At 72.8% G+C, this 21,603-nt stretch carries 21 protein-coding genes; 7 read left to right on the top strand and 14 right to left on the bottom strand.

Annotation, left to right across the window (positions count from 1 at the left end):
- Nucleotides 1-338: 338 nt before the first annotated feature.
- Nucleotides 339-1,529 (top strand): hypothetical protein, encoded by a 1,191-nt coding sequence (locus ABZV00_RS20360; RefSeq protein WP_355608422.1) that lies wholly within the window; start codon nt 339-341, stop codon nt 1,527-1,529.
- Nucleotides 1,530-1,582: 53 nt separating this feature from the next.
- Here ABZV00_RS20360 and dxs read toward each other — a convergent pair whose 3' ends face one another.
- The 4 genes from dxs to ABZV00_RS20340 form a co-directional block, all read right to left on the bottom strand.
- On the bottom strand, nt 1,583-3,529 hold the full coding sequence (dxs, locus tag ABZV00_RS20355) for a 1-deoxy-D-xylulose-5-phosphate synthase (RefSeq protein ID WP_355608419.1): 1,947 nt from the start codon (nt 3,527-3,529) through the stop codon (nt 1,583-1,585).
- A 128-nt stretch (nt 3,530-3,657) separates the two neighbouring features.
- A complete protein-coding gene (locus ABZV00_RS20350) occupies nt 3,658-4,827 on the bottom strand; it encodes an anhydro-N-acetylmuramic acid kinase (RefSeq protein WP_355608417.1) in 1,170 nt (389 codons plus the stop codon).
- Nucleotides 4,828-4,844: 17 nt separating this feature from the next.
- Nucleotides 4,845-6,116 (bottom strand): TRAM domain-containing protein, encoded by a 1,272-nt coding sequence (locus ABZV00_RS20345; RefSeq protein ID WP_355608414.1) that lies wholly within the window; start codon nt 6,114-6,116, stop codon nt 4,845-4,847.
- Nucleotides 6,109-8,202, bottom strand: a complete 2,094-nt coding sequence (locus tag ABZV00_RS20340; RefSeq protein ID WP_355608412.1) for an APC family permease — start codon at nt 8,200-8,202, stop codon at nt 6,109-6,111. Before ABZV00_RS20340 ends, ABZV00_RS20345 begins: the two co-directional genes overlap by 8 nt.
- A 162-nt stretch (nt 8,203-8,364) precedes the next feature.
- Between ABZV00_RS20340 and ABZV00_RS20335 the strand changes: the two genes are divergently transcribed.
- Nucleotides 8,365-9,030: a TrkA family potassium uptake protein gene (locus ABZV00_RS20335; RefSeq protein WP_355608409.1), complete on the top strand. Its 666-nt coding sequence runs from the start codon at nt 8,365-8,367 to the stop codon at nt 9,028-9,030.
- A 3-nt stretch (nt 9,031-9,033) separates the two neighbouring features.
- Nucleotides 9,034-9,723 carry a TrkA family potassium uptake protein gene (locus tag ABZV00_RS20330; protein WP_328424903.1) on the top strand — a complete coding sequence of 230 codons (690 nt, stop codon included), beginning with the start codon at nt 9,034-9,036 and terminating at the stop codon, nt 9,721-9,723.
- Nucleotides 9,724-9,736: 13 nt separating this feature from the next.
- Here the strand turns inward: ABZV00_RS20330 and ABZV00_RS20325 are convergent, their stop codons facing one another.
- The 4 genes from ABZV00_RS20325 to dut all read right to left on the bottom strand — a co-directional run bounded on the left by ABZV00_RS20325 (nt 9,737) and on the right by dut (nt 12,174).
- On the bottom strand, nt 9,737-10,420 hold the full coding sequence (locus ABZV00_RS20325; RefSeq protein WP_355608407.1) for a DUF3159 domain-containing protein: 684 nt from the start codon (nt 10,418-10,420) through the stop codon (nt 9,737-9,739).
- Between the two features lie 25 nt (nt 10,421-10,445).
- A complete protein-coding gene (locus tag ABZV00_RS20320) occupies nt 10,446-10,826 on the bottom strand; it encodes an OB-fold nucleic acid binding domain-containing protein (RefSeq protein WP_328424899.1) in 381 nt (126 codons plus the stop codon).
- A 114-nt stretch (nt 10,827-10,940) separates the two neighbouring features.
- Nucleotides 10,941-11,612, bottom strand: a complete 672-nt coding sequence (locus ABZV00_RS20315; protein ID WP_355608404.1) for a DUF3710 domain-containing protein — start codon at nt 11,610-11,612, stop codon at nt 10,941-10,943.
- Nucleotides 11,613-11,637: 25 nt separating this feature from the next.
- Nucleotides 11,638-12,174, bottom strand: coding sequence for a dUTP diphosphatase (gene dut, locus ABZV00_RS20310; RefSeq protein ID WP_355608402.1), 537 nt, complete (start codon nt 12,172-12,174; stop codon nt 11,638-11,640).
- 89 nt (nt 12,175-12,263) lie between these two features.
- Between dut and ABZV00_RS20305 the strand changes: the two genes are divergently transcribed.
- Nucleotides 12,264-12,791 carry a DUF3093 domain-containing protein gene (locus tag ABZV00_RS20305; RefSeq protein WP_355608399.1) on the top strand — a complete coding sequence of 176 codons (528 nt, stop codon included), beginning with the start codon at nt 12,264-12,266 and terminating at the stop codon, nt 12,789-12,791.
- Nucleotides 12,792-12,839: 48 nt separating this feature from the next.
- Here the strand turns inward: ABZV00_RS20305 and ABZV00_RS20300 are convergent, their stop codons facing one another.
- Complete coding sequence (locus tag ABZV00_RS20300) at nt 12,840-13,640, bottom strand: hypothetical protein (RefSeq protein WP_355608396.1); 801 nt, start codon at nt 13,638-13,640, stop codon at nt 12,840-12,842.
- A gap of 120 nt (nt 13,641-13,760) precedes the next feature.
- Nucleotides 13,761-14,057 (bottom strand): DUF4193 domain-containing protein, encoded by a 297-nt coding sequence (locus ABZV00_RS20295; RefSeq protein WP_007075406.1) that lies wholly within the window; start codon nt 14,055-14,057, stop codon nt 13,761-13,763.
- 435 nt (nt 14,058-14,492) lie between these two features.
- On the opposite strand from ABZV00_RS20295, the gene ABZV00_RS20290 reads away from it, so the two are divergent.
- Nucleotides 14,493-15,011 carry a LytR C-terminal domain-containing protein gene (locus ABZV00_RS20290; protein WP_355608497.1) on the top strand — a complete coding sequence of 173 codons (519 nt, stop codon included), beginning with the start codon at nt 14,493-14,495 and terminating at the stop codon, nt 15,009-15,011.
- 197 nt (nt 15,012-15,208) lie between these two features.
- Here the strand turns inward: ABZV00_RS20290 and ABZV00_RS20285 are convergent, their stop codons facing one another.
- Nucleotides 15,209-16,030, bottom strand: a complete 822-nt coding sequence (locus ABZV00_RS20285; protein WP_355608394.1) for an inositol monophosphatase family protein — start codon at nt 16,028-16,030, stop codon at nt 15,209-15,211.
- Nucleotides 16,031-16,319: 289 nt separating this feature from the next.
- Here ABZV00_RS20285 and ABZV00_RS20280 point away from each other — a divergent pair, with 289 nt between their 5' ends.
- Both ABZV00_RS20280 and ABZV00_RS20275 read left to right on the top strand, forming a co-directional pair.
- Complete coding sequence (locus ABZV00_RS20280; RefSeq protein WP_355608391.1) at nt 16,320-17,924, top strand: RNA polymerase sigma factor; 1,605 nt, start codon at nt 16,320-16,322, stop codon at nt 17,922-17,924.
- Nucleotides 17,925-18,169: 245 nt separating this feature from the next.
- A complete protein-coding gene (locus tag ABZV00_RS20275; protein WP_328424885.1) occupies nt 18,170-18,403 on the top strand; it encodes a hypothetical protein in 234 nt (77 codons plus the stop codon).
- A 239-nt stretch (nt 18,404-18,642) separates the two neighbouring features.
- On the opposite strand, the gene ABZV00_RS20270 is transcribed toward ABZV00_RS20275, so the two are convergent.
- From ABZV00_RS20270 to ABZV00_RS20260, 3 genes are all read right to left on the bottom strand, one after another.
- Complete coding sequence (locus tag ABZV00_RS20270; RefSeq protein ID WP_355608388.1) at nt 18,643-20,367, bottom strand: DEAD/DEAH box helicase; 1,725 nt, start codon at nt 20,365-20,367, stop codon at nt 18,643-18,645.
- A gap of 233 nt (nt 20,368-20,600) precedes the next feature.
- Entirely contained in the window at nt 20,601-21,263 is a 663-nt protein-coding gene (locus ABZV00_RS20265; RefSeq protein WP_355608385.1) for a trimeric intracellular cation channel family protein, read from the bottom strand.
- Nucleotides 21,264-21,303: 40 nt separating this feature from the next.
- Nucleotides 21,304-21,522 (bottom strand): DUF3039 domain-containing protein, encoded by a 219-nt coding sequence (locus tag ABZV00_RS20260; RefSeq protein WP_088946800.1) that lies wholly within the window; start codon nt 21,520-21,522, stop codon nt 21,304-21,306.
- Nucleotides 21,523-21,603: the final 81 nt, after the last annotated feature.

Raw genomic sequence — 21,603 nt, 5'->3', positions numbered from 1 at the left:
GGCTCCGCTCGGTCGTCCGCCCCGGACTCAACCGGCACTGTGACCGGCGTGGCGGTCGGCGCTGCAGTCAGCGTGGCGGTCGGCGCGGAGGCCGGAGTGCGATGGCTCACTGTCTCGTCGGGGCCGGCCGCCGCCTCCGGGTGCGGCGCGGACAGGGCGCGGGACTCGGCAGGCGTCACAGTCGGCGGAGTCTACCCGAGGCTCGAAAGGGCACTAAAGCCCCGGTGAGGTCCATTGTGGTGGGTGGAGCGGCGGCCACCGGAGGCGTCGCGTCGGACATCTCGTACTATGGCGCTTTCCGACAGCGACTGCGAGGCGATCGGAGGGCGGATCAGGTGATGCCAGGCCGCCGGTACGGCTGGACACTCGCCGTCCTGCTCGGTGCGCTGCTGGCCGGCACCGCGTGCGGTCCGGTCGCCGACCGGAAGCCACAAGACCTGCGGGTCGGCTATGACAGCCTGGACGGCTCGCTGGCGGTGTGGCCGCCCCGGGGTGACCTGGCCGCCGACGCCGCGGTGACGGCGGCCGTCACCGACGTGGTACGCGACTGGCGGTCGCCGGTCGACGATCGGGCGCACCTGCCCTCGTCCGGCATTCTCTTCTCCGGCCGGATCGACGGCACCCCGGTTGCCCTGGTCGCCGCCGACGTGCCCGGCGAGAGCGCCTCCTGGCTGCTGCAACTCACCCGGGACGGCGACCGGTACGCGGTGACCCGCGCCACCGAGTACACCGACCCCGGCTACCTGGTCTACTCCGACGTGCTGCCGGTGCAGACCGCTGGCGGCCGGCGCTACCTGGTGTCCGCCCGGGTGCAGAAGCTGCTCGGGCCGCAGGGCCGGGCGCTGACCGTCGCCGACGGCCTCAGCGCTCCGGTCGACGTGCCGGCCTGCACGGCGGTCCCGGTCACCGCGACCCTGCGGGCCACCGAGTCGCTGCCCCGGGGCCGAGCCGCCGACCGGCTGCTCGACCTGGGCACCGGCACCGCCGATCCGCGCTATCCGCTGGTGCGGGACGAGTCCGGCACCGGCCGGCGGGCGCTCACCGGCCTGGACACCTGTGTGCTGGCCGGCGACCGGGGTCCGTTCGGCAGCATTCCGCGCCGGATCGGCGACCGGGACGCGCCGCGCTCGGTGCCGACGTCCTGGCCGATGGCGAAGCTCACGGTCCGCTCGCTCGGCGAGGTCGCCCTGGGCGGCGGGGAGGCCGCCGAGTTGCAGCAGCTCAGCTGGGACACCGATGCCGGCACGATGACCGCGGTGGTCTACCGCCCCGCGGACGGGAGCGCGCCGGTGGTCTCGCCGGCCGACCGGGCCACCCCTCTGCAGACGTACGAACTGCCGGTGCCCGGCCAGCCGCTGGTGGTACTCAGTTGGCGGGCCACCCGGGACAGCTCACTCTCCGTCCCGCCGGGCACCCCAGTGCTGGTCGAACGCCCCGGCCTGGTGGTCGTCCCCGAACCACCCCGCACCCAGACGTTCAGCCTCGCCGGCACCGACAAGACCCACTACCGCTCGATAACCCCCCGCTGATTACACGGCGACGGCGGGCGCCCCCGGAGGGGACGCCCGCCGTCGCGCAGGGGTCAGTTCTGGGCCGGGGCGTCGGTTGCGGTCAGCTGGACCGGGGTGCCGTCCAGGCCGGAGATCCAGCCGGTGACGTCGCGGGCCACGTCCTGGGCGGTCAGGCGCAGGTCGGCGAGGATCTGCGCGCGGGTGCCGTGCGGGTGCCAGTCAGCCGGTACGCCCAGATCCCTGAGCGGAACGCGGACATCGGCGTCGCGCATCGCCTGGCCGAGCGCGTCGCCCACGCCACCGACCCGGACGCCGTCCTCGACGCTGACCACGAGCCGGTGACCGGCGGCCAGCTCGACCAGCTCGGCCGGGATCGGGCGGACCCACCGGGGGTCGACCACGGTGACCCCGTAGCCCTGCTCGGCGACCCGGGCGGCCACCTCCATGCCCAGGTGGCCGAAGGAGCCGACGGCGACCAGCAGCACGTCGGTACGGGCCGACTCGGCCAGCACGTCGACCGGGCCGACCCGGCGCAGCGCCGGCAGGTCCGCGGCGACCGAGCCGGTCGGGAAGCGCACCACGGTCGGGCCGTCGTCGACAGCCACCGCCTCGCGCAGCTCCTCGCGCAGCGTGGCGGCGTCCCGAGGAGCGGCGATCCGGAGCCCGGGCACCACGCCGAAGACCGACATGTCCCAGATGCCGTAGTGGCTGGGGCCGTCCGGGCCGGTGATGCCGGCCCGGTCCAGCACGAAGGTCACCGGCAGCTTGTGCATCGCCACGTCCAGCAGGACCTGGTCGAAGGCGCGGTTGAGGAAGGTGGCGTAGACCGCGACCACCGGGTGCAGGCCGCCCAGCGCCAGCCCGGCCGCCGAGGTGGCGGCGTGCTGCTCGGCGATGCCCACGTCGTACACCCGCTCGGGGTACTTGCGGGCCAGCTTGGCGATGCCGGTCGGCTCGGCCATCGCGGCGGTGATGCCCACCACGTCCGGCCGCTCGTCGGCGACGGCCAGCAGCTCGTCGGCGAAGACGTGGGTCCACTTCACCGAGGGGGCGGCCAGCAGCGCGCCGGTCTCCACGTCGAAGGCGCTGCCGGGGCCGTGCAGGCAGTCCGCCTCGTCCTCCTCGGCCGGGCGGTAGCCGTAGCCCTTGCGGGTGACCGCGTGCACGATCACCGGGCCGCCGAAGTTCTTCGCCGCGCGCAGTGCCGACTCGACCGCCGCCACGTCGTGCCCGTCCACCGGGCCGACGTACTTGATGCCGAGGTCCTCGAACATGGCCTGCGGGGCGACCGCGTCCTTGATGCCCTTCTTGACCGCGTGCAGCACCTCGTACATCGGCCGGCCGACCAGCGGCGTGGAGCCGAGGGCGTCCTTGACCGTGTCGAGGACCTTCTCGTAGCCCGGGTTGAGCCGCAGCGAGGAGAGGTGGTCGGCCAGCCCGCCGATGGTCGGGGCGTACGAGCGGCCGTTGTCGTTGACCACGATCACCAGCGGGTTGCCGGCGGTGGCGATGTTGTTCAGCGCCTCCCAGCACATGCCGCCGGTGAGCGCGCCGTCGCCGACCACGGCCACCACGCTGCGCGCCTCGCCCCGCAGGGCGTACGCCTTGGCCAGGCCATCGGCGTAGGAGAGGGCGGTGGAGGCGTGCGAGTTCTCGATCAGGTCGTGCTCGCTCTCCGCCTGGCTGGGGTAGCCGGAGAGGCCACCGCGCTGGCGGAGCTTGTCGAAGCCGGCCTGCCGCCCGGTGAGGATCTTGTGCACGTACGACTGGTGGCCGGTGTCGAACAGGAGCCGGTCCCGGGGGGAGTCGAAGACGCGGTGCATGGCCAGCGTCAGCTCGACCACACCGAGGTTGGGACCGACGTGCCCGCCGGTACGGGAGACCTTGGCGATCAGGAAGTCCCGGATCTCCGCGGCGAGGACGTCCAGCTCCTCGCCGGACATCCGCTTGACGTCCTGCGGACCGCGCACCGTCGCCAGCAGCCGGCCGTGGTTGGCCGTGTCCTCTTCAACACTCATGACCGGAGAGTCTATCGGCCCTCCGGTACTCCGCAGCCCGGGCCGAGGCCGGTACACCCACGCCCGCCAGCTGAGCGCCTGGTCAGACCCCGGCCGGCCCGGCTCGCGGCGATCGGCCACGTGCCTGGTCAGGACCGGATTCGCAGCCGGTGCGGCGGGTCGGCCGGGGTGCCGGGGTACGCCGGCCCCGCCGGGGTCCAGGAGCCGAGCACCACACCCCGGGTGGCGCCGGTCACCGACGGGATCGACCCGGGTAGCCCGTGCCAGGACAGCCAGCCGAGCAACGCGAAGGCGTACGCCTCCTTGGCCTGCGCGGGCACACCCAGCTCCTCGGTGCCCCGCAGCCGCCACCGGCCGGCGCCCAGCGCCGCGAGCCGACCCAGCAGGGTGGGGTTGCGCACACCACCGCCCGCGGCGACCACCTCGACCACGTGGTGCCGGTCACACTCGGCGGCCACCACCCGCGCGGTCAGTTCGGTCAGCGTGGCCAGCAGGTCGTCCACCGGCACCGGCTCACCGAGCGCGGCCAGCCGCCGGTCCAGGTAGCCGGCGTGGAACAACTCCTTGCCGGTGGACTTCGGCGGCGCCGCCGCGTAGTACGGCTCGGCCAGCAGCTCGGCGAGCAGGCCCGGATGCACCCGGCCGGCCGCCGCGCGGGCGCCGTCGAGGTCACACGGCCGGTCCAGGAAGCGCCGGGCCGCCGCGTCCAGCAGGGCGTTGGCCGGGCCCACGTCGTACCCGAGCACCGGCGCCCCCGGCGCGACCACGGTGAGGTTGGCGATGCCGCCGAGGTTCAGCGCCGCGCGCGGTGCGGCGGCGCCGTCGGCCAGGTCCAGCAGCAACGCGTCGAAGGCCGGCACCAGCGGCGCGCCCTGCCCGCCGGCGGCGATGTCCGCCGAGCGCAGGTCGCTGAGCACCGGTACGCCCACCCGGGCGGCCACCCGGGCGACCGCGCCCAGTTGCAGGGTGCCCCGGGCCACCCCGTCGGCGACCCAGTGGAAGACCGTCTGCCCGGGTGAGACCACCACGTCGGCCCGCCCGCCGGCCAGCTCCAGGCCGACCGCCGCTGCCTCGGCGAAGACGTCGCCGAGGCGGTTGTCGAGCCGGCAGACCGCCTCGATGGTGGTGGCCGCCGGCGGCAGCAGCGCGGCGATCTCGGCGCGCAGCCGCTCGTCGTAGTCCAGGCCGCGGTGCCCCAGCGGACGCAGCCACAGGGTGTCCCCCTCGGCGGTGAACTCCGCCGCCACCACGTCCACCCCGTCGTACGACGTTCCGGACATCAACCCGACGATCCGCATGGAGGACGGCTCCCCTGCTAGTGCCCGGCCGGCGGGAGGAGCAGCCCGACGCACTCGACGTGCTGGGTCATCGGGAACAGGTCGAAGCCGCGCAGCGCGGTCAGCCGCCAACCGAGCTCGGCGAACGTGCGCACGTCCCTTGCGAAGGCGGCCGGGTCGCAGGCCACGTACGCGATCGCCCGTGGGCCGGCGGCGGCCAGCGCGCGGACCACCGGGGCGCCCGCTCCGGCGCGCGGTGGGTCGAGCACCACCACGTCGACCGGGCCGGTGATCCGTCGGCGGGCCAGCGCGGTCTCCACCCGGGCCGACACCACCTCGACCCGGGGCAGGTCGGCCAGGTTCTCCCGGGCGGCGGCGACGCCCTGCGGCGCCGCCTCCACCAGGGTCACCCGGCCGGTCGCACCGACCCGGGCGGCCAGCCCGGCGGCGAACAGCCCGGCACCGCCGTAGAGGTCCCACGCCAGCTCACCCGGTCGCGGGTCGAGCAGTTCCAGCACGGCCGTGGACAGGGTGTCCGCAGCGGCCGGGTGCACCTGCCAGAAGGCGGACGCGGGCAGCGTCCAGTCCCGCCCGGCGGCCACCTCGCGGACCACGGTCGGCCCGCTCACCGGGGTGGCCACCCCGTCGCGGACCTCCGCGACGGTCACGTCCCCGCCGGTGCTGGCGACGGTCTCCACCGCCTCGGCGGCCGGCCAGAGCGCGCCGGTCGGCGTGAGCACCGGCAGGTGCTGGATGGCGGGGTGGGCGATGCGGCAGCGGTCGATCGGCACCACCTCGTGCGAGCGGTGCTTGAGCAGGCCGGCCCGGTCCGCGGCGTCCACCGCGTAGCGGACCCGGGAGCGCCAGCCCAGCAGCCCGCCGGGCAGCGCCTCGACCCGGACGCCGAGCTGGTCCAGCTCGGCGTCGGTCAGCCCGCCGAGGCGGACAAGCTGCTCGCGCACCACGGCGGCCTTCCACGCCAGCTGCGCGTCCGGGGCCACGTGTTGCAGGTCGCAGCCGCCGCAGGCGCCCGGCTTCGCGTACGGGCAGGGCGGCTCGACCCGGTCCGGAGAGGCTTCCAGCACGGTGACCGCGTCGGCCCGGACGAACCCCCGGTGCACCTCGGTGACCTCGGCGATCACCCGTTCGCCGGGCAGCGCGTGCCGGACGAAGACCACCTGCCCGTCCACCCGGGCCACGCAGTGCCCGCCGGGGGCGATCGCGTCAACGGTCAGCTCGACCAGCTCCGCCTCGGCCAGCCCACTCTTCGGCGGCGGAGGTGTCACGGCCCGCACGTCCGGCTCAGTCACGGCCGGTCCCGACCGGCCCGCCGTCGACCGGCCCGCCGTCGACCGGCCCGCTCTCGCCTGCCGGCGCGGAGACCACCGGCGGCAGGGTGCCGCGCGGGGCCACCCGTGGGCCGCGCGCCGGGGTCCGGGACAGCGTGGCGTCCAGCCGGTCCAGGTTCTTGCTCGCGGTCGAGGCGAGCTGCCACGGAACGCTGACCACCATCACCCCCGGTTCGAAGAGCAGGCGGCCCTTGAGGCGCAGCGCGCTCTGGTTGTGCAGCAGGTTCTCCCACCAGCGTCCGACCACGTACTCCGGGATGAAGACGGTGACCACGTCCCGGGGTGACTTGCGGCGGGTGGAGGCGACGAAGTCCAGAATCGGCCGGGTGATCTCCCGGTACGGCGAGTCGATCACGGTGAGCGGGATGGCCATCTCCCGCCGCTCCCACTCGGCCTGCAGGTCCCGGGTGTCCTTGTCGTCCACGTTGACCGTCACCGCGGTCAGCGTGTCCGGCCGGGTGGCCCGGGCGTACGCGATAGCCCGCAGGGTCGGCTGGTGCAGCTTGCTGACCAGCACGATCGCATGGTTACGGGCGGGCAGCACGGCACGACCCTCGTCCGGCGGGGTCAACTCCTGGGCGACCCGGTCGTAGTGCCGGCGGATGCCCAGCATCAACACGTAGATCACCGCCATCGCGGCGATCGCGATCCAGGCGCCGAGCAGGAACTTGGTGACCAGCACGATCACCAGCACCGTGCCGGTCAGGCCCATGCCGAACGTGTTGATGGCCCGGGACCGGTGCATCCGGCGGCGCGCCTCGGGATCCCGCTCGGTCCGCAGGTGCCGGTTCCAGTGCCGGATCATGCCGGCCTGGGAGACGGTGAACGAGACGAAGACCCCGACGATGTAAAGCTGGATGAGCCGGGTCACCTCGGCCTGGAAGCCGACGATCAGCACGATCGCGAAGACGGCGAGGAAGACGATGCCGTTGGAGAACGCCAGCCGGTCGCCCCGGGTGTGGAACTGCCGGGGCAGGTAACGGTCCTGCGCGAGGATCGAGCCGAGCACCGGGAAGCCGTTGAACGCGGTGTTCGCGGCCAGGAACAGGATCAGGGCGGTCACCCCGGCCACCATGTAGAGCAGGATCGACCCGGAGCCGAAGACCGTCTCGCCGAGCTGGGTGGTGACGGTCTTCTGCACGTACCCCTCGGGGCCGGAGACGATCTGGAGGGCCGGGTCCTCGACGAACTGCAGGTGGGTCAGCCGGGCCAGCCAGATGATCCCGACCAGCATGCTCACCGAGATGGTGCCGAGCAGCAGCAGGGTGGTGGCGGCGTTGCGGCTCTTCGGCGCCTTGAACGCCGGCACCCCGTTGGAGATCGCCTCGACGCCGGTGAGCGCGGCGGCACCCGAGCTGAACGTCCGCAGCAGCAGGAAGATCAGCGCGAAACCGGTCACGCTGTGCTCGGCCTGGATCACCAGATCGGCACTCGGCGCGCGGAGTTCGTCGCCCAGTACGAAGACCCGGACCAGCCCGGTGAGCAGCATCCCGCCCATCACGATCACGAAGCCGTAGGTGGGGATCGCGAACGCGGTGCCCGATTCGCGCAGGCCGCGCAGGTTCACCGCGCTCAGCAGCACCACCGCCGCCACCGCGATCATGACCTTGTGGGTGGCCACGAACGGCACCACCGAGCCGAGGTTGGCCACGCCGGAGGAGACCGACACCGCCACCGTGAGCACGTAGTCGACCAGCAGGGCGCTGGCCACGCCGACGCCGAACTTCGGGCCGAGGTTGACCGTGGCCACCTCGTAGTCCCCGCCCCCTGAGGGGTAGGCGTGCACGTTCTGCCGGTAGCTGGCGACCACGGTCAGCATGACCACGACCACCGCCAGCGCGATCCACGGCGAGAAGACGTACGCGGAGGCTCCGGCGATGGAGAGGGTCAGAAGGATCTCGTCAGGCGCGTACGCGACGCTGGACAGCGCGTCGGAGGCGAACACGGGCAGCGCGATGCGCTTCGGCAGGAGGGTGTGCTGCAGCCGGTCGGACCGGAACGGTCGACCGACGAGCAGCCGCTTCAGCAGCGAGGTGGGACTGGCCACGAACGCCAAGACTACGACCACCACGGCAAGAGTGCGGGGGTGGGCGATCACGGCTGGCCGAGGCCACGGGGTACGGTCGGTCCCCGCTGTCGACCCGGACGTGGCAGGCTCGCACCGAAGGCCACCGGAAGCGGGAGCGGTACGCACCTTGGGAGGGACAGCGTGCACGTCGTGATCATGGGATGTGGCCGGGTCGGGTCGACCCTCGCCCACAGCCTGGAGTCCCGGGGGCACTCGGTGGCGGTGATCGACCAGGACGCCGACGCCTTCCGTCGGCTCGGCCCCGACTTCGCCGGGATCACGGTGACCGGGGCGGGCTTCGACGGCGACGTCCTGCGGCAGGCCGGCATCGAGCGGGCGGACGCCTTCGCGGCCGTGTCCAGCGGAGACAACTCCAACATCATCTCCGCCCGGCTGGCCCGGGAGACGTTCGGCGTGTCCCGGGTCGCGGCACGCATCTACGACCAGCGCCGGGCGCAGGTCTACGAGCGGCTGGGCATCCCCACCGTGGCGACCGTGCGCTGGACGGCCGACCGGATGCTGCGGCACCTGGTGCCGGAGGGCAACGTGGAGATCTTCCGCGACCCCACGAGCACGGTGTCGATCGTCGAGGTCCCGGTGCACAAGGACTGGATCGGCCGGCCGGTACGCACGCTGGAGGAGGCGACCGGGGCACGGGTGGCCTACCTGATCCGCTTCGGCATCGGCACGCTGCCCACCGCCTCCACCGTCGTGCAGGAGGGTGACCAGGTCTTCATGCTGGTCAGCGACGACATCGTGGCGACGGTCACGTCGGTGGCGGCGACACCGCCGGAAGGGGGGCACTGAGCCATGCGGATCGCCATCGCGGGCGCCGGCAACGTGGGCCGCTCGATCGCCCAGGAGTTGATCGAGAACGGCCACCAGGTGATGCTGATCGAGCGCCAGCCGAAGATGCTGCGCCCGGAGCGGGTGCCGTCCGCCGAGTGGGTGCTGGCCGACGCCTGCGAGCTGGCCAGCCTGGAGGAGGCCAACGTCGCCGGCTGCGACGTGGTGGTCGCGGCGACCGGCGACGACAAGGTCAACCTGGTGGTGTCGCTGCTCGCCAAGACCGAGTTCGCGGTGCCCCGCGTGGTCGCCCGGGTCAACCGGGCCGAGAACGAGTGGCTGTTCACCGAGCAGTGGGGCGTGGACGTCGCGGTGAGCAAGCCGCGGGTGATGGCCGCGCTGGTCGAGGAGGCGGTCACCGTCGGCGACCTGGTCCGGCTGATGACCTTCCGGCAGGGCGAGGCGAACCTGGTCGAAATCACGCTGCCGCCGACCGCGCCGTACGTCGGTCAGCCGATCCACGCCGTGCCGCTGCCCCGCGACGCCGCTCTGGTGGCGATCCTGCGCGGCAAGCGGGTCCTGGTGCCCAGCCCGGACGACCCGATCGAGGCCGGCGACGAGTTGGTCTTCGTCTGCACCGCCGAGGTGGAGGACCAGGTCCGCGCGGTGATCCTCGGGCCGGACAGCGTCGAACGGACCCGCGGCTCACGCTGAGCCGCGGGGGCGCTCAGGCGCCGGGCAGCGGGGTCGGTTGCGGCTCCCGGGTGACCCGGCGCACCGTCCAGACCGTGATCAACAGCAGCAGCGCGTACGGCGGGTAGCCCAGCGCCAGCCGGGCCACGCCCAGCGCGGTGTCCTGATGGGCGAGGTAGAGCCCGGCCTGCACGCCCACCTTGGCCAGCCACACCACGCCCCAGAGCACGGTCAGCTGGGTGAAGGTACGCACCAGCTTCGGGTCGTCCCGCCACTCCGCGCGACCCTTGGCCACCAGCACCGACCAGATCCAGCCCACCAGCGGCTGCCGGATGGCCGCCGAGATCAGCAGGGCGATGCCGTAGCCGATGCCGTAGAGGATGCCGGGAAGGTAGAAATCCCGTTCGTCGCCGGTACGCCAGGCGATGGCAGCACCGATGCCGACGCCGAAGAGCCCGTTGACCGCGTGCCGGATCGGCCGGCGCTGGGCCAGCCGCAGCCCGGCGATCAGCAACGCGACGGCCATCGAGGCGATCACCGCGGGCCGCAGCTCGCCGATGATGTTGGCGACCACGAAGACCACCACCGGGATGCTGGACTCGACCAGCCCCCGCCAGCCGCCGAGCTGGTCGGCCATCTGCTCGGCGATCGTGGGGAGTCGCTCGTCGTCCGGAGGGCCGGTCTCCGGCTGTGCCGCCCGGTGCTGTCCCGTGGTCATCGCCGACCTTCCGTCCGCAGCGCCGTCACTTCGGCGAGTCCAGCTCGTAGTACGGGTTGTAGATGACCTTGCGGTCGTCGCGCATCGCCACCCGGCCGCGCGCGGTCAGGTGCCGCCCCGGCTCGATCCCGGCGATGTGCCGCCGGCCCAGCCAGACCAGGGTGACCACGTCGCTGCCGTCGTACAGGTCGGCTTCCAGGGTGGGCAGGTTGGTCCGCGGCGTGTAGACCACGGTGCGCAGCCGGCCGGCGACCGAGACCACCTGACCCCGGGAGCACTGCTGGGCCGGGACGCTGCCGCACTCGGCGCTCTCCCGACGCAGCTCCTGCGCGTCGATCTCGGCCTCGCTGGCGGTGAACCTTTGCAGGATGCGCCGCAGCGACACCCTGCTCTCGTCGGTCGTCATGACCTCCGCGTCACCCTCTCCACGCTCACCGTCCCCGGCCGGCACCGGCAACGCCGGAACCGTGCCGCCAGCGTACGCCGACGGGGCCGGTTCCGGCGGGCCGGTGCGCGTGGATCAGACCTGGCGGGGCTCGGCGGCGGAGGCACCCTCAGCCTCGGCTCCGGCCTGGTCGGCGATCTCCTGGGGCAGACGCAGCGGCAGCGGCTCGCGGACCGGCTTCGCCTCCTGGCCCCGGTCGACCACCAGGCCGTCCAGGCACTCGGCGAGCGGACCGGCACTGGCCGGGTCGGTGGCCACCGGGCCCTGGAACACGCCGCGGACCATCCAGCGCGGCCCGTCGACACCGACGAACCGCAGGTTCGTCGGGCCGTCCGGGGTGCTCACCTGAGCGTGCAGCTCGGGGCCGTACTCGCCGTCAACCTCCTGGGCGGTGGCACCGTCGCGGAGCAGCGACTGGCGGATCTCCTCGCGCACCTCGTCCCAGATCCCCTCGGACCGGGGGGCGGCGAAGACGCCGAGCTGCAGCGCGTTCTCCCCGTGCACCAGCACCACCTGCTGGATCACGCCCTGCGGGTCGGCCTGCACCCGCACCTCCACCTCGGCGATCGCCGGGATGCGAAGGCTGCCCAGGTCGAGGCGCTGTACGTCATCGTTGACCTCGGAGACGTCGTACGGGCCGCGTTCCAGCGCCGGCGTCGACTCCTCGACCCCCTGGCCGCCGACCTCGGTGGTCCGCTCGTCGCGGGTGTGCCGTCCGGCACCGGCCCGCTTTCGGGAGAAGATCACTGCGCCCACCCTCCGCTGTTCACACTCACCCTGCCACCTCTTCCGTCCACCCTCGGCCCGGCTCGTCCCGCCGCTGCTCGACCCGGTCCTGACCCGCTGGCGACGGCACCAGCCCGGCGTGCCCGCCGGTGGAGCCGTGCCCGCCGGTGCCGCGTCGGGACCCGGGCAGCTCGGCCACCGGCTCGAACCGCGCCCGTGCGACCCGCTGGACCACGAGCTGGGCGATCCGGTCGCCCCGGGAGATCTTCGCCGGCGTTTCCCGATCATGATTGATCAGGTTGACCAGGATCTCACCCCGGTAGCCGGCGTCGACCGTACCGGGCGCGTTGAGCACCGTCACGCCGAGCCTGGCCGCCAGACCGGACCGGGGATGAACCAGGCCCACATACCCCTCCGGCAGTGCGATGGCCACGCCGGTGGGCACCAGAGCACGGCCGCCGGGCGGCAGCTCCACGTCCGCGGCCGCCACCAGGTCGGCCCCGGCGTCGCCGGGATGGGAGTACGCGGGCAGCGGCAGCTCGGCATCGAGCAGGCGTACGGGCACGGGTACGACGTCGGTCACGGGTCCCCTCTTCGTCCGGTTCATCGGGTGACCCTGCCATCCTGCCGGTTACCCGGGCCGCCGTGCGCCGTACCCTCGCAGGAGTGAGCATGTCGCCCTCTCCGTCCACCGATCAGTCGCCGGTCGCGGCCCGCACGGCCTACGCCGAACGGCTGGATCTGCCCTGGTGGCTGTGGCTGGTCGGGCTCCTGGCCGCCGCGCTGCTGGCCGTCGAGATCTGGATGGGCGCCGACGGCGTCCGCACCTGGCTGCCGTTCGCGGTGCTGCTGCCGGCCGCCGCGGCCGGGCTGTGGTGGCTGGGCCGGATCCGGGTCGCGGTCGCCGACTCCGAGCTACGGGTGGACGACGCCCGGCTGCCGGTGCGCTTCGTGGCCGACGTGGTGCCGCTGGACGCGGCCGGCCGCCGTGAGGTGCTCGGCGTGGGCGCGGACCCGCTCGCCTTCGTGGTGCAGCGGCCGTGGATCGGCGGCGCCGTGCAGGTGGTGCTCGACGACCCGGCCGATCCGACCCCGTTCTGGGTGGTGAGCACCCGGCACCCGGTGGAGCTGGCCGAGGCGCTGCTGACCGCGCGGGACGCCCGATCGCCCGTCGACCACCCGGCCGGCGGGCCGGGCTGACCGCACCGGCCGCAGCGGCTTCCACCAGCGCCGACGTGCGTGGCCCGCTCAGGTGCCGGTAGGCGGGCCCGGGAGGGCCTGCGGCGGGGCCGGACGGGCGATGCCACGCCGGCGCAGGTCGGCCTGGAGCTGATCGGCCATCTGCCGGGTGGCCCGGCGGTTGAGGAAGCTGGCCACCGCGGCGCCGGTGAGGAACGGCCCGAGCGTGGTGAGGTTGCGCCCGAAGCGCCGGAGCAGCGTGTCCCGCAGCTCCTTGCGGGCGGCGGTGCCGAGCACCGCGCCAACCCCCACGCCGGGCACCATCGGATTGACCCCGCGTTGGGTGGCCCAGGAGTGCACCAGGGCGACCGTCCGCTGGTTGCCGCTGTCCGCCAGCGGCACGCCGTAGACCTCGTGCAGCTCACCGACCAGCTTCAGCTCCACCGCCACCACGGCGACCGTCTCGGCGGCGAGCAGCACCGGCGCGGAGAGCAGGGTCGGGGCGACCGTCCACTCGACGGCGGCGACTCCTCCGCCGGCCGCGCCGACCGCGGCGGTGGTCCGGGCCGCGTTGCGGATCAACCGCTCGGCCAGGGCGTCGTCATCCAACCCGGGGAAGTGCTGACGCAGGGTGGCCAGGTCCCGCACCGTTATGTGCGGGGCGATCTCGGCGACGGTGTCGACCATCCAGCGCACGGCGGCGCGGGGCTTGAACAGGTCGGCGATCCCACGGACGCGGGCCTGCCCGACCATCCGGGTGAGCAGTTGACGGCGCTGGGCGGGCTCGATGTCGTCCGCGGTCAACGCCGCGACCGTGGCGCCGAGGTCGTCCGCGCCGCCGCCGGTGGTGGTGTCGCCTCGATCGCTCATGGGTCGAACCTCCCGGTGCTCTGGCTACCCGCTACGAGTCAAGCAGGTACCCACAGGTGCCGCACGCCTACACCGGCAGCGGCGGCCCCGATCAGGAGGCCGCCGCTGGTGTCGTGAGTGTCAGACGCACTCGCGGCAGATCAGCTCGCCGTTACGCTCGACCGCCAGCTGGCTGCGGTGGTGTACCAGGAAGCAGCGGGCGCACCGGAACTCGTCCTGCTGCATCGGTAGCACCTTGACCGTGAGCTCCTCGTCGGCCAGATCGGCACCGGGCAGCTCGAAGCTCTCGGCTACCTCGGCCTCGTCGACGTCCACCGCGCCGGACTGCGAGTCGACGCGCCGGGCCTTGAGCTCTTCCAGGCTGTCCTCGCCGAGGTCGACCTCGTCGCGACGCGGGGCGTCGTAGTCGGTGGCCATCGGTTTCACTCTCCCATATCGATGTTGTCGCTTCCGGTTGTAACGCCGGACGACGCTGTTTCGGTTCCGCTGGCCGGCCACCAGTTGTGTCGGGCACCCGACCCGGGGACCGAACGGGTCGAGACCGCTGGGGCGACTCCCCTGCGAGCGCGGAACCTTACCCCCCCTTTGGGCGAGGCATGTATACCGCCCTCGTGGCTGAGATGTACGCCCCTGCACGCGAAGTTGTTCCCAATGTGATTCAGGCGACACGAAGATAGGGGTAGTAGTACCCGGTTCGCGGTCGGCGCGCCGGCATGTCGGACTGTTTCCACGCGACGGCCGGACAACCGTTAACCTCAGCGGCGTATTCGACGGCCGGCGGGTCACTGCGATCGTTGGCGGCCGCCGCCACCCACCTGAGGTCCCGGGAGCGCCCAGATGAGTTTTGCGCGAGTGCGAGCACTCGTCGTCGTCGGCCTGCTCGGGGTGCTGGCCCTGGCTTTCGTGGTCACTGCCCTGATCCGCGACACGCAGGGCACGGCGGGCACGGCCAAGGGTTGCCCGGATGGCTGGCCACTGGCCGACGTCACCCTGCGCGAAACCAAGGACGTCAAGATCAACGTGTTGAACGCGACTGACGAGGCCGGCCGGGCCGGCAGCGTCGCGGACGACTTCCGCAACCGCAAGTTCCAGGTCCAGAAGGTCGGCAACGCGCCCAAGGGGATCGACGAGGTGGCCGTGCTCCAGTACGGCCCCGAGGGCGTCGGCTCCGCTCACCTGCTGCAGGCGTACTTCCTCAACAACGCCGAACCGGCCTACGACGAGAAGCGCAAGGGCGACACGGTCGACGTGGTGCTGGGCAACCGCTTCCAGCAGCTCGCCACGACCACCGAGGTGAACCAGTCCCTCGGTGACCTGGGCGCCCCGGTGGCGCCCAAGGGCTCCTGCCCCGCCCCAGTCAAGAAGAAGTGATCGCGTACGTCGGCGGGCGCTGACCCGTCACCACCACGCGCCCGACCACCACCACGCGCCCGTCCGCCACCATGCGCCCGTCCGCCACCGCGCGCCCGTCCGCCACCGCGCGCCCGTCCATCACCGCGCGCCCGGCGTCCCCGCCGGCCCGACGGCCGGCACCGGGGCCCTGGCGCGCCGTGCGTCCGGGTACCCGGTCAGGGGCCGCCGGCGGCGTCCAGGGCGGCCAGCCGGTCGTGCAGCGGCGCGAAGAGCGCCGCCGGGGCCGCGACCACCAGGTCCGGGCCGGGCGGGCGACCGTCCAGGCCGCTGACCCGCACGCCCGCCTCGGCGGCCACCAGGCCGCCGGCCGCCAGGTCCCAGGCGGCGAGGCCCTTCTCGAAGTACGCGTCCAACCGCCCCTCCGCGACCAGGCAGAGGTCCAGCGCGGCGGCACCGAGCCGGCGGATGTCCCGCACGTGGGCGATCAGCCCAGCCACCACCCGGGCCTGGTGTGCCCGGCGGCCGGCGTCGTAGCCGAAGCCGGTGCCGACCAGCGCCTGCCCGAGGTCGGTCTCGCCGGAGCAGCGCAACCGGACGCCGTCGCGCCAGGCACCGCCGCCGGCCGTGGCGGTCCACTCCTCGCCGGTGCTCACGTTGCGCACCACACCGGCGACCACCACCCCGTCCACCTCGGCGGCGAGCGACACGGCGCTGTACGGCAGCCCGTAGAGGTAATTGACGGTGCCGTCGATCGGATCGATGATCCATCGCACGCCGCCCGGACCGACCGGCCCGGTGTCCCCCGTGCCGTACTCCTCGCCGAGCACCGCGTCGCCCGGCCGCCGCCGGTGCAGCGCGTCGAGCACCTGCCGCTCCACCGCCCGGTCCGCCGCGGTGACCACGTCGGTTACCGTGCTCTTGGTCGCCGCAACCGAAGCACCCTCGACCCGCATCCGGTACGCGGTGGCCGCGGCGTCCCGCGCCACGTCGAGCGCGATCGCCAACAATTCCTGCGCTGACGGCACCAAACGGTCCATCCCAGGTCCCCTTCCCGCACGACCGGGGCGTTCCGGGCCACGCGCGAGTATCATCCTTACAAAGTCCACATCTGCGCTGAATTGGCGGTCCCCAACCGCCGTTACGCCGTGCGGCGCAGGATGATCGCCGCAGACGGCGTTACAATTCACCCCTGCCCACGCGCCACGGACCGCCGACCACCGGCCGGCCCGTGACACGGGGGCCCCTCAACCACATCGCCCGGCCTGTTGCCCCACGCTGTGCCGGACGACCCGGCCGTACCCGCTCTTCGCCTCCGGAAGGTCATTCGTGACAGAACCCCGCCAGACCGGCGCCGACGTTCGCTCGCTCACCGACACCCTGATCGCCCACGCGCAGAGCGCCGGTGGTCAGCTCACGTCGGCCCAGCTCGCGCGCACCGTCGAGTCCGCCGAGGTGACTCCGGCCCAGGCCAAGAAGATTCTGCGGGCGCTCTCCGAGGCGGGAGTGACCGTGGTGGTGGACGGCTCGGCGAGCACCCGCCGCCGGGTCGCCGCGGCCCGCTCGACCACGCCGGCGTCCCGGGCCACCACCGCCAAGACCACCAAGAAGGCCGTCGCGCCGGCGCCGAAGCAGGCGCCCGCCGCAGACGAGGCGCCGTCGGCGCCGGCTCCGCGGAAGGTGGCCGCGCGCAAGGCCACCGGCGGCACCGCCGAGGTCGCCGCCGCAGCGGCGACGCCGGCGAAGGCGGCCAGGTCGACCCGGGCCACCAAGGCAACGGTCGCCGCGGCCGCTGGCGCCAAGCCGGCCAAGGCCGGCGGCAAGGGCGCCGAGGGTGAGATCGACCCGGAGGAGCTCGCCGCCACGATCGAGGACGTGGTGGTCGAGGAGCCGGCCGAGCTGGCCCAGGCCGCCGAGACCGACGCCGCCGCCTCGGCCACCGACAACGACTTCGAGTGGGACGACGAGGAGTCCGAGGCGCTCAAGCAGGCTCGGCGGGACGCCGAGCTGACCGCCTCCGCCGACTCGGTCCGTGCGTACCTCAAGCAGATCGGCAAGGTCCCGCTGCTCAACGCCGAGCAGGAGGTGGAGCTGGCCAAGCGGATCGAGGCCGGGCTCTACGCCGCCGAGCGGCTGCGCGCGGCCGACGAGGGCGAAGAGAAGCTCAGCCGGGAGATGGTCCGCGACCTGGGCTGGATCTCCCGCGACGGTGAGCGGGCCAAGAACCACCTGCTGGAGGCGAACCTCCGCCTGGTGGTCTCGCTGGCCAAGCGGTACACGGGGCGCGGGATGGCCTTCCTGGACCTGATCCAGGAGGGCAACCTCGGCCTGATCCGCGCGGTGGAGAAGTTCGACTACACCAAGGGCTACAAGTTCTCCACCTACGCCACCTGGTGGATCCGGCAGGCGATCACCCGCGCGATGGCCGACCAGGCCCGCACCATCCGCATCCCGGTGCACATGGTCGAGGTCATCAACAAGCTCGGCCGCATACAGCGCGAGCTGCTCCAGGATCTGGGCCGCGAGCCCACTCCGGAGGAGCTGGCCAAAGAGATGGACATCACACCGGAGAAGGTGCTGGAGATCCAGCAGTACGCCCGGGAGCCCATCTCGCTGGACCAGACCATCGGCGACGAGGGCGACAGCCAGCTCGGTGACTTCATCGAGGATTCCGAGGCCGTGGTCGCGGTCGACGCCGTCTCGTTCTCGCTCCTGCAGGACCAGCTCCAGCAGGTGCTGCAGACGCTCTCCGAGCGTGAGGCGGGTGTGGTGCGTCTGCGCTTCGGCCTGACCGACGGCCAGCCGCGGACGCTGGACGAGATCGGCCAGGTCTACGGGGTGACCCGGGAGCGGATCCGGCAGATCGAGTCCAAGACGATGTCCAAACTGCGTCACCCGTCCCGGTCGCAGGTCCTCCGGGATTACCTGGACTGAGCAGGTTTCGTCAACCGAACGTGTCGTTTTGACCACCTGGTGTGCAACGCCAGATGGTGATCGTCCGGATGCACGAATGTGATCGTTGACGTGGCACCCTGGGTGCACGGCACACTGTCCCTGCCATGTGTGACCTCGGTCCCCCGCGGGCACACAGGGAAGGCACGGCCCAGCATGGGTGTTGCACGATAGGTGAGCAACGACCGAAGAGATTGTTCATCGGTGACGACCAGAGGAGGAAGGCGATGACCCCGACCCTCACGCCGCCGCCCGCAACGGTGGCTCCCCCAGCCGCCGATGAACGGTGCGACCGCTGCAATGCTGCCGGCAAGCTCCGGATCACTCTGGCGGGTGGTAGCGAGTTGGTGTTCTGTGGGCACCACGCGAACAAGTACGCGGAGGATCTCGTGAAGATCACCGTCCGGTTCGCGACGGACCCCGAGTTCAGCTGGCGTGGCGCCGACCTGATGGAAAACTAAACCCGCAACCCGACATAGCCGACCGGAGGCACCCCGAGGGTGTCTCCGGTCGGCTTTTCTCTACCCACCAAACCCCCGCGCCCATGATCGTGCTCGATCCTGGAAGTAGTGGCCTCACCGATACGGGATGCCACCTGGAACGAGCACGATCATGGAGAGCTGACGCCGCCGGACACCGGCCAGCGCCGGTCACGCGGGGGCGGGGGCGGGGGTGGTCGGTGCGGGTGGGGCCGGTGGGGTCAGAGGGTCTGCACGGTGGCGATGCGTTCCTCTAGCTGCTCGATGGTGGCCTGGGCACTCGGCGGGCCGCCGCAGAGTCGGCGCAGCTCCGCGTGGATCTTGCCGTGCGGCTGGCCGGTGCGGTGGTGCCGGGCGGCCACCAGAGCGTTCAGTTGGCGCCGGAGCGCCACCCGGCGCTGGGCGGCGCTCATGGGTGCCGGCGGCGCCGCGGTGGGCGCAGCGGCCGGCTGAGCGGCCGTGCGGCGGCGCTGGGCGGCGAGTTGCTCGGTCTGCCGCTTGGTCAGCAGCAGGGAGACCTGATCGGCGGTGAGCAGGCCGGGCAGGCCGAGGTACTCCTCCTCCTCGGGGGTGCCGGCCTGGGCCGCGGTGCCGAAGGACGCGCCGTCGAAGATCACCTGGTCCAGCTCGGCGGTGGCCGAGAGCGCGGCGAACCGCTTCTCCAGCTCCCCGCTGGCCTGGTCGTCGCGCTGGGCACGCTCCAGCAGATCGTCGTCGAAACCGTCGGCTTCCTTGGGTTTGCCGAGTACGTGGTCCCGCTCGGTCTCCATCTCGCTGGCCAGCCCGAGCAGGTGCGGCACGCTGGGCAGGAAGACCGACGCGGTCTCCCCGGACTGGCGTGCCCGGACGAACCGGCCGATCGCCTGGGCGAAATAGAGCGGGGTGCTGGCACTGGTGGCATAGACCCCGACGGCGAGCCGCGGGATGTCCACACCCTCGGACACCATCCGCACCGCGACCAGCCACCGCTGCTCGGACGCCGCGAATGTCGCGATCCGTGCGGACGCGCCCAGGTCGTCGGAGAGGACCACGGCGGCCTTCTCGCCGGTCACCTGCTCGATCAGCTTGGCGTACGAGCGGGCGGTCTGCTGGTCGGTGGCGATGATCAGCCCGCCGGCGTCGGCCATCCCGGCGTTGCGCAGCACGGTGAGCCGGGCATCAGCGGCCCGCAGCACCTGCGGCATCCAGTCTCCGGCCGGGTCCAGCGCGGTACGCCACGCCTGCGCCACCAGGTCCTGGGTCATCGGCTCGCCGAGGCGGGCCGCCAACTCCTCCCCCGCGTTGGTCCGCCAGCGGGTCTCCCCGGAGTACGCCAGGAAGAGCACCGGCCGGACCACGCCGTCGCGCAGCGCGTCGGAGTAGCCGTACACCGAGTCGGCGCGGGAGCGGAGCAGCCCGTCACCGCCCCGCTCGTAGCTGACGAACGGGATCGGGTTGTCGTCGGAGCGGAACGGCGTGCCGGTGAGCATGAGCCGGCGTACGGCGGGCTCGAAGGCGTTCTTCACCCCGTCGCCCCAGGATCGGGAGTCGCCCGCGTGGTGGATCTCGTCGAGGATGACCAGGGTGCGCCGGGTCATGGTGCGCCGACGGTGCACCTGCGGGGCCATCCCCACCTGGGCGTAGGTGACCACGGCCCCGTGGAAGTCGGCCGCGGAGTGCACGTCCGCGTTGCGGAAGGCGGCGTCGAGTTGGATGCCCACCCGGGCGGCGGCGTCCGCCCACTGGTTCTTCAGGTGCTCGGTCGGGGCGACCACGGTGACCGCCTCCACCGTGCCGTCACCGAGCAGCTCGGCCGCGATCCGCAGGGCGAAGGTGGTCTTGCCGGCACCCGGCGTGGCGACCGCCGTGAAGTCCTCGGTGCGTCGGCGCAGGTACTCCACCAGGGCTTTGCGCTGCCAGGCGCGTAGGGCCGGGAACGTCTCAAGCACCGGCGTCCGGGCTGCCACGCGAAGCTCCTCTCCGACCGCACGACGGCGGATCCGGGGCGAGGGCCACGAGTACCGCCGCCCATGAAAACGCCTCCGCGCAGAAGCTGCCGCGAAGGCCGACTCAGCATAACCAGCGCGGGCGCTGCGGCCCAGGCGACGCCACGCTGGTCACATCCACCACACCCGCCCTCAGCGCCCCACGACCCCCTCGCACGGGTGCCCGGCCCCGGCACTCGGTCAGCGCGAGCGCGTCACCACTCCCGGTCGGTGCGGGGATCCGCCCCGCTGATGCGCGGCGGGCGCAGCGTCGCCACCGGGGCGGACCAGCGTCGGCGCAGCGCGATCAGACGCAGGCCGAAGACCAGTACAGCGGCGGCGGTGAGCGGCGCGGGCCCGGTCTGCCCGGCGACGTACAGCAGCGCCACCGCGACCGACCCGACCAGCGCGGCCACGGCATAGATCTCCCGGCGCAGCACCACCGGGATCTCGGCGGTGAGCAGGTCCCGGCCGAGCCCTCCGCCGATCGCGGTGAGCATGCCGATCAGGCAGGCGCCGACCGCCGGCACCCGGGCGTCGAGCGCCTTGAGCGTGCCGGTCACGGTGAACAGCCCGAGGCCCGCCGCGTCCAGCACCAGCACCGTGGTGCGCAGCCGGGCCAACTGCGGGTGCAGCCAGAAGACGGCGAGGGCGGTGATCGCGGCGGTGGCCACGTACCGCCAGTCGGCGAAGGCCAGCGGTGGCACCTCGTCGATGACCAGGTCCCGGAGGATCCCACCGCCGAGGGCGGCCACGAAGCCGACGAACGCGACACCGAACAGGTCGAGCCGTTTGGCCACCGCGGCCGAGGCCCCCGAGGCGGCGAACACGGCCACCCCGGTCAGGTCGGCGAGGAGCAGGGCGGTGGAGGTGGTCACCGCCGCAGGCTACGTCGCCGGCCGGAACGCCGGCCTGCGTTCACTCGCGGTACGAGTCGTAGATCTCCTTGCACTTGGGGCAGACCGGCGAACCCGGCTTGGCCGCCTTGGTGACCGGGAAGGTCTCCCCGCAGAGCGCCACGACGTAGGTGCCCATGACGGCACTCTCGGCGATCTTCTCCTTGCGGACGTAGTGGAACATCTCAGGACCGGTGTCGGCGTCCTTCAGCTCCGGACGCTCGAGAACCTCTGTGCTCACGTCTGCACCTCCAACCGTCAAGTTTGGCAGGTCATCACGGCCGGGTCCACTTGAGGCCGGCCGAAGCCCCACCCCGTACCG

The organism is Micromonospora sp. NPDC005173 (assembly GCF_040608515.1).
Classification (GTDB): domain Bacteria; phylum Actinomycetota; class Actinomycetes; order Mycobacteriales; family Micromonosporaceae; genus Micromonospora.
Note: the sequence above shows the minus strand (reverse complement) of the source record. Positions and strands in the feature narration are given on the sequence as shown.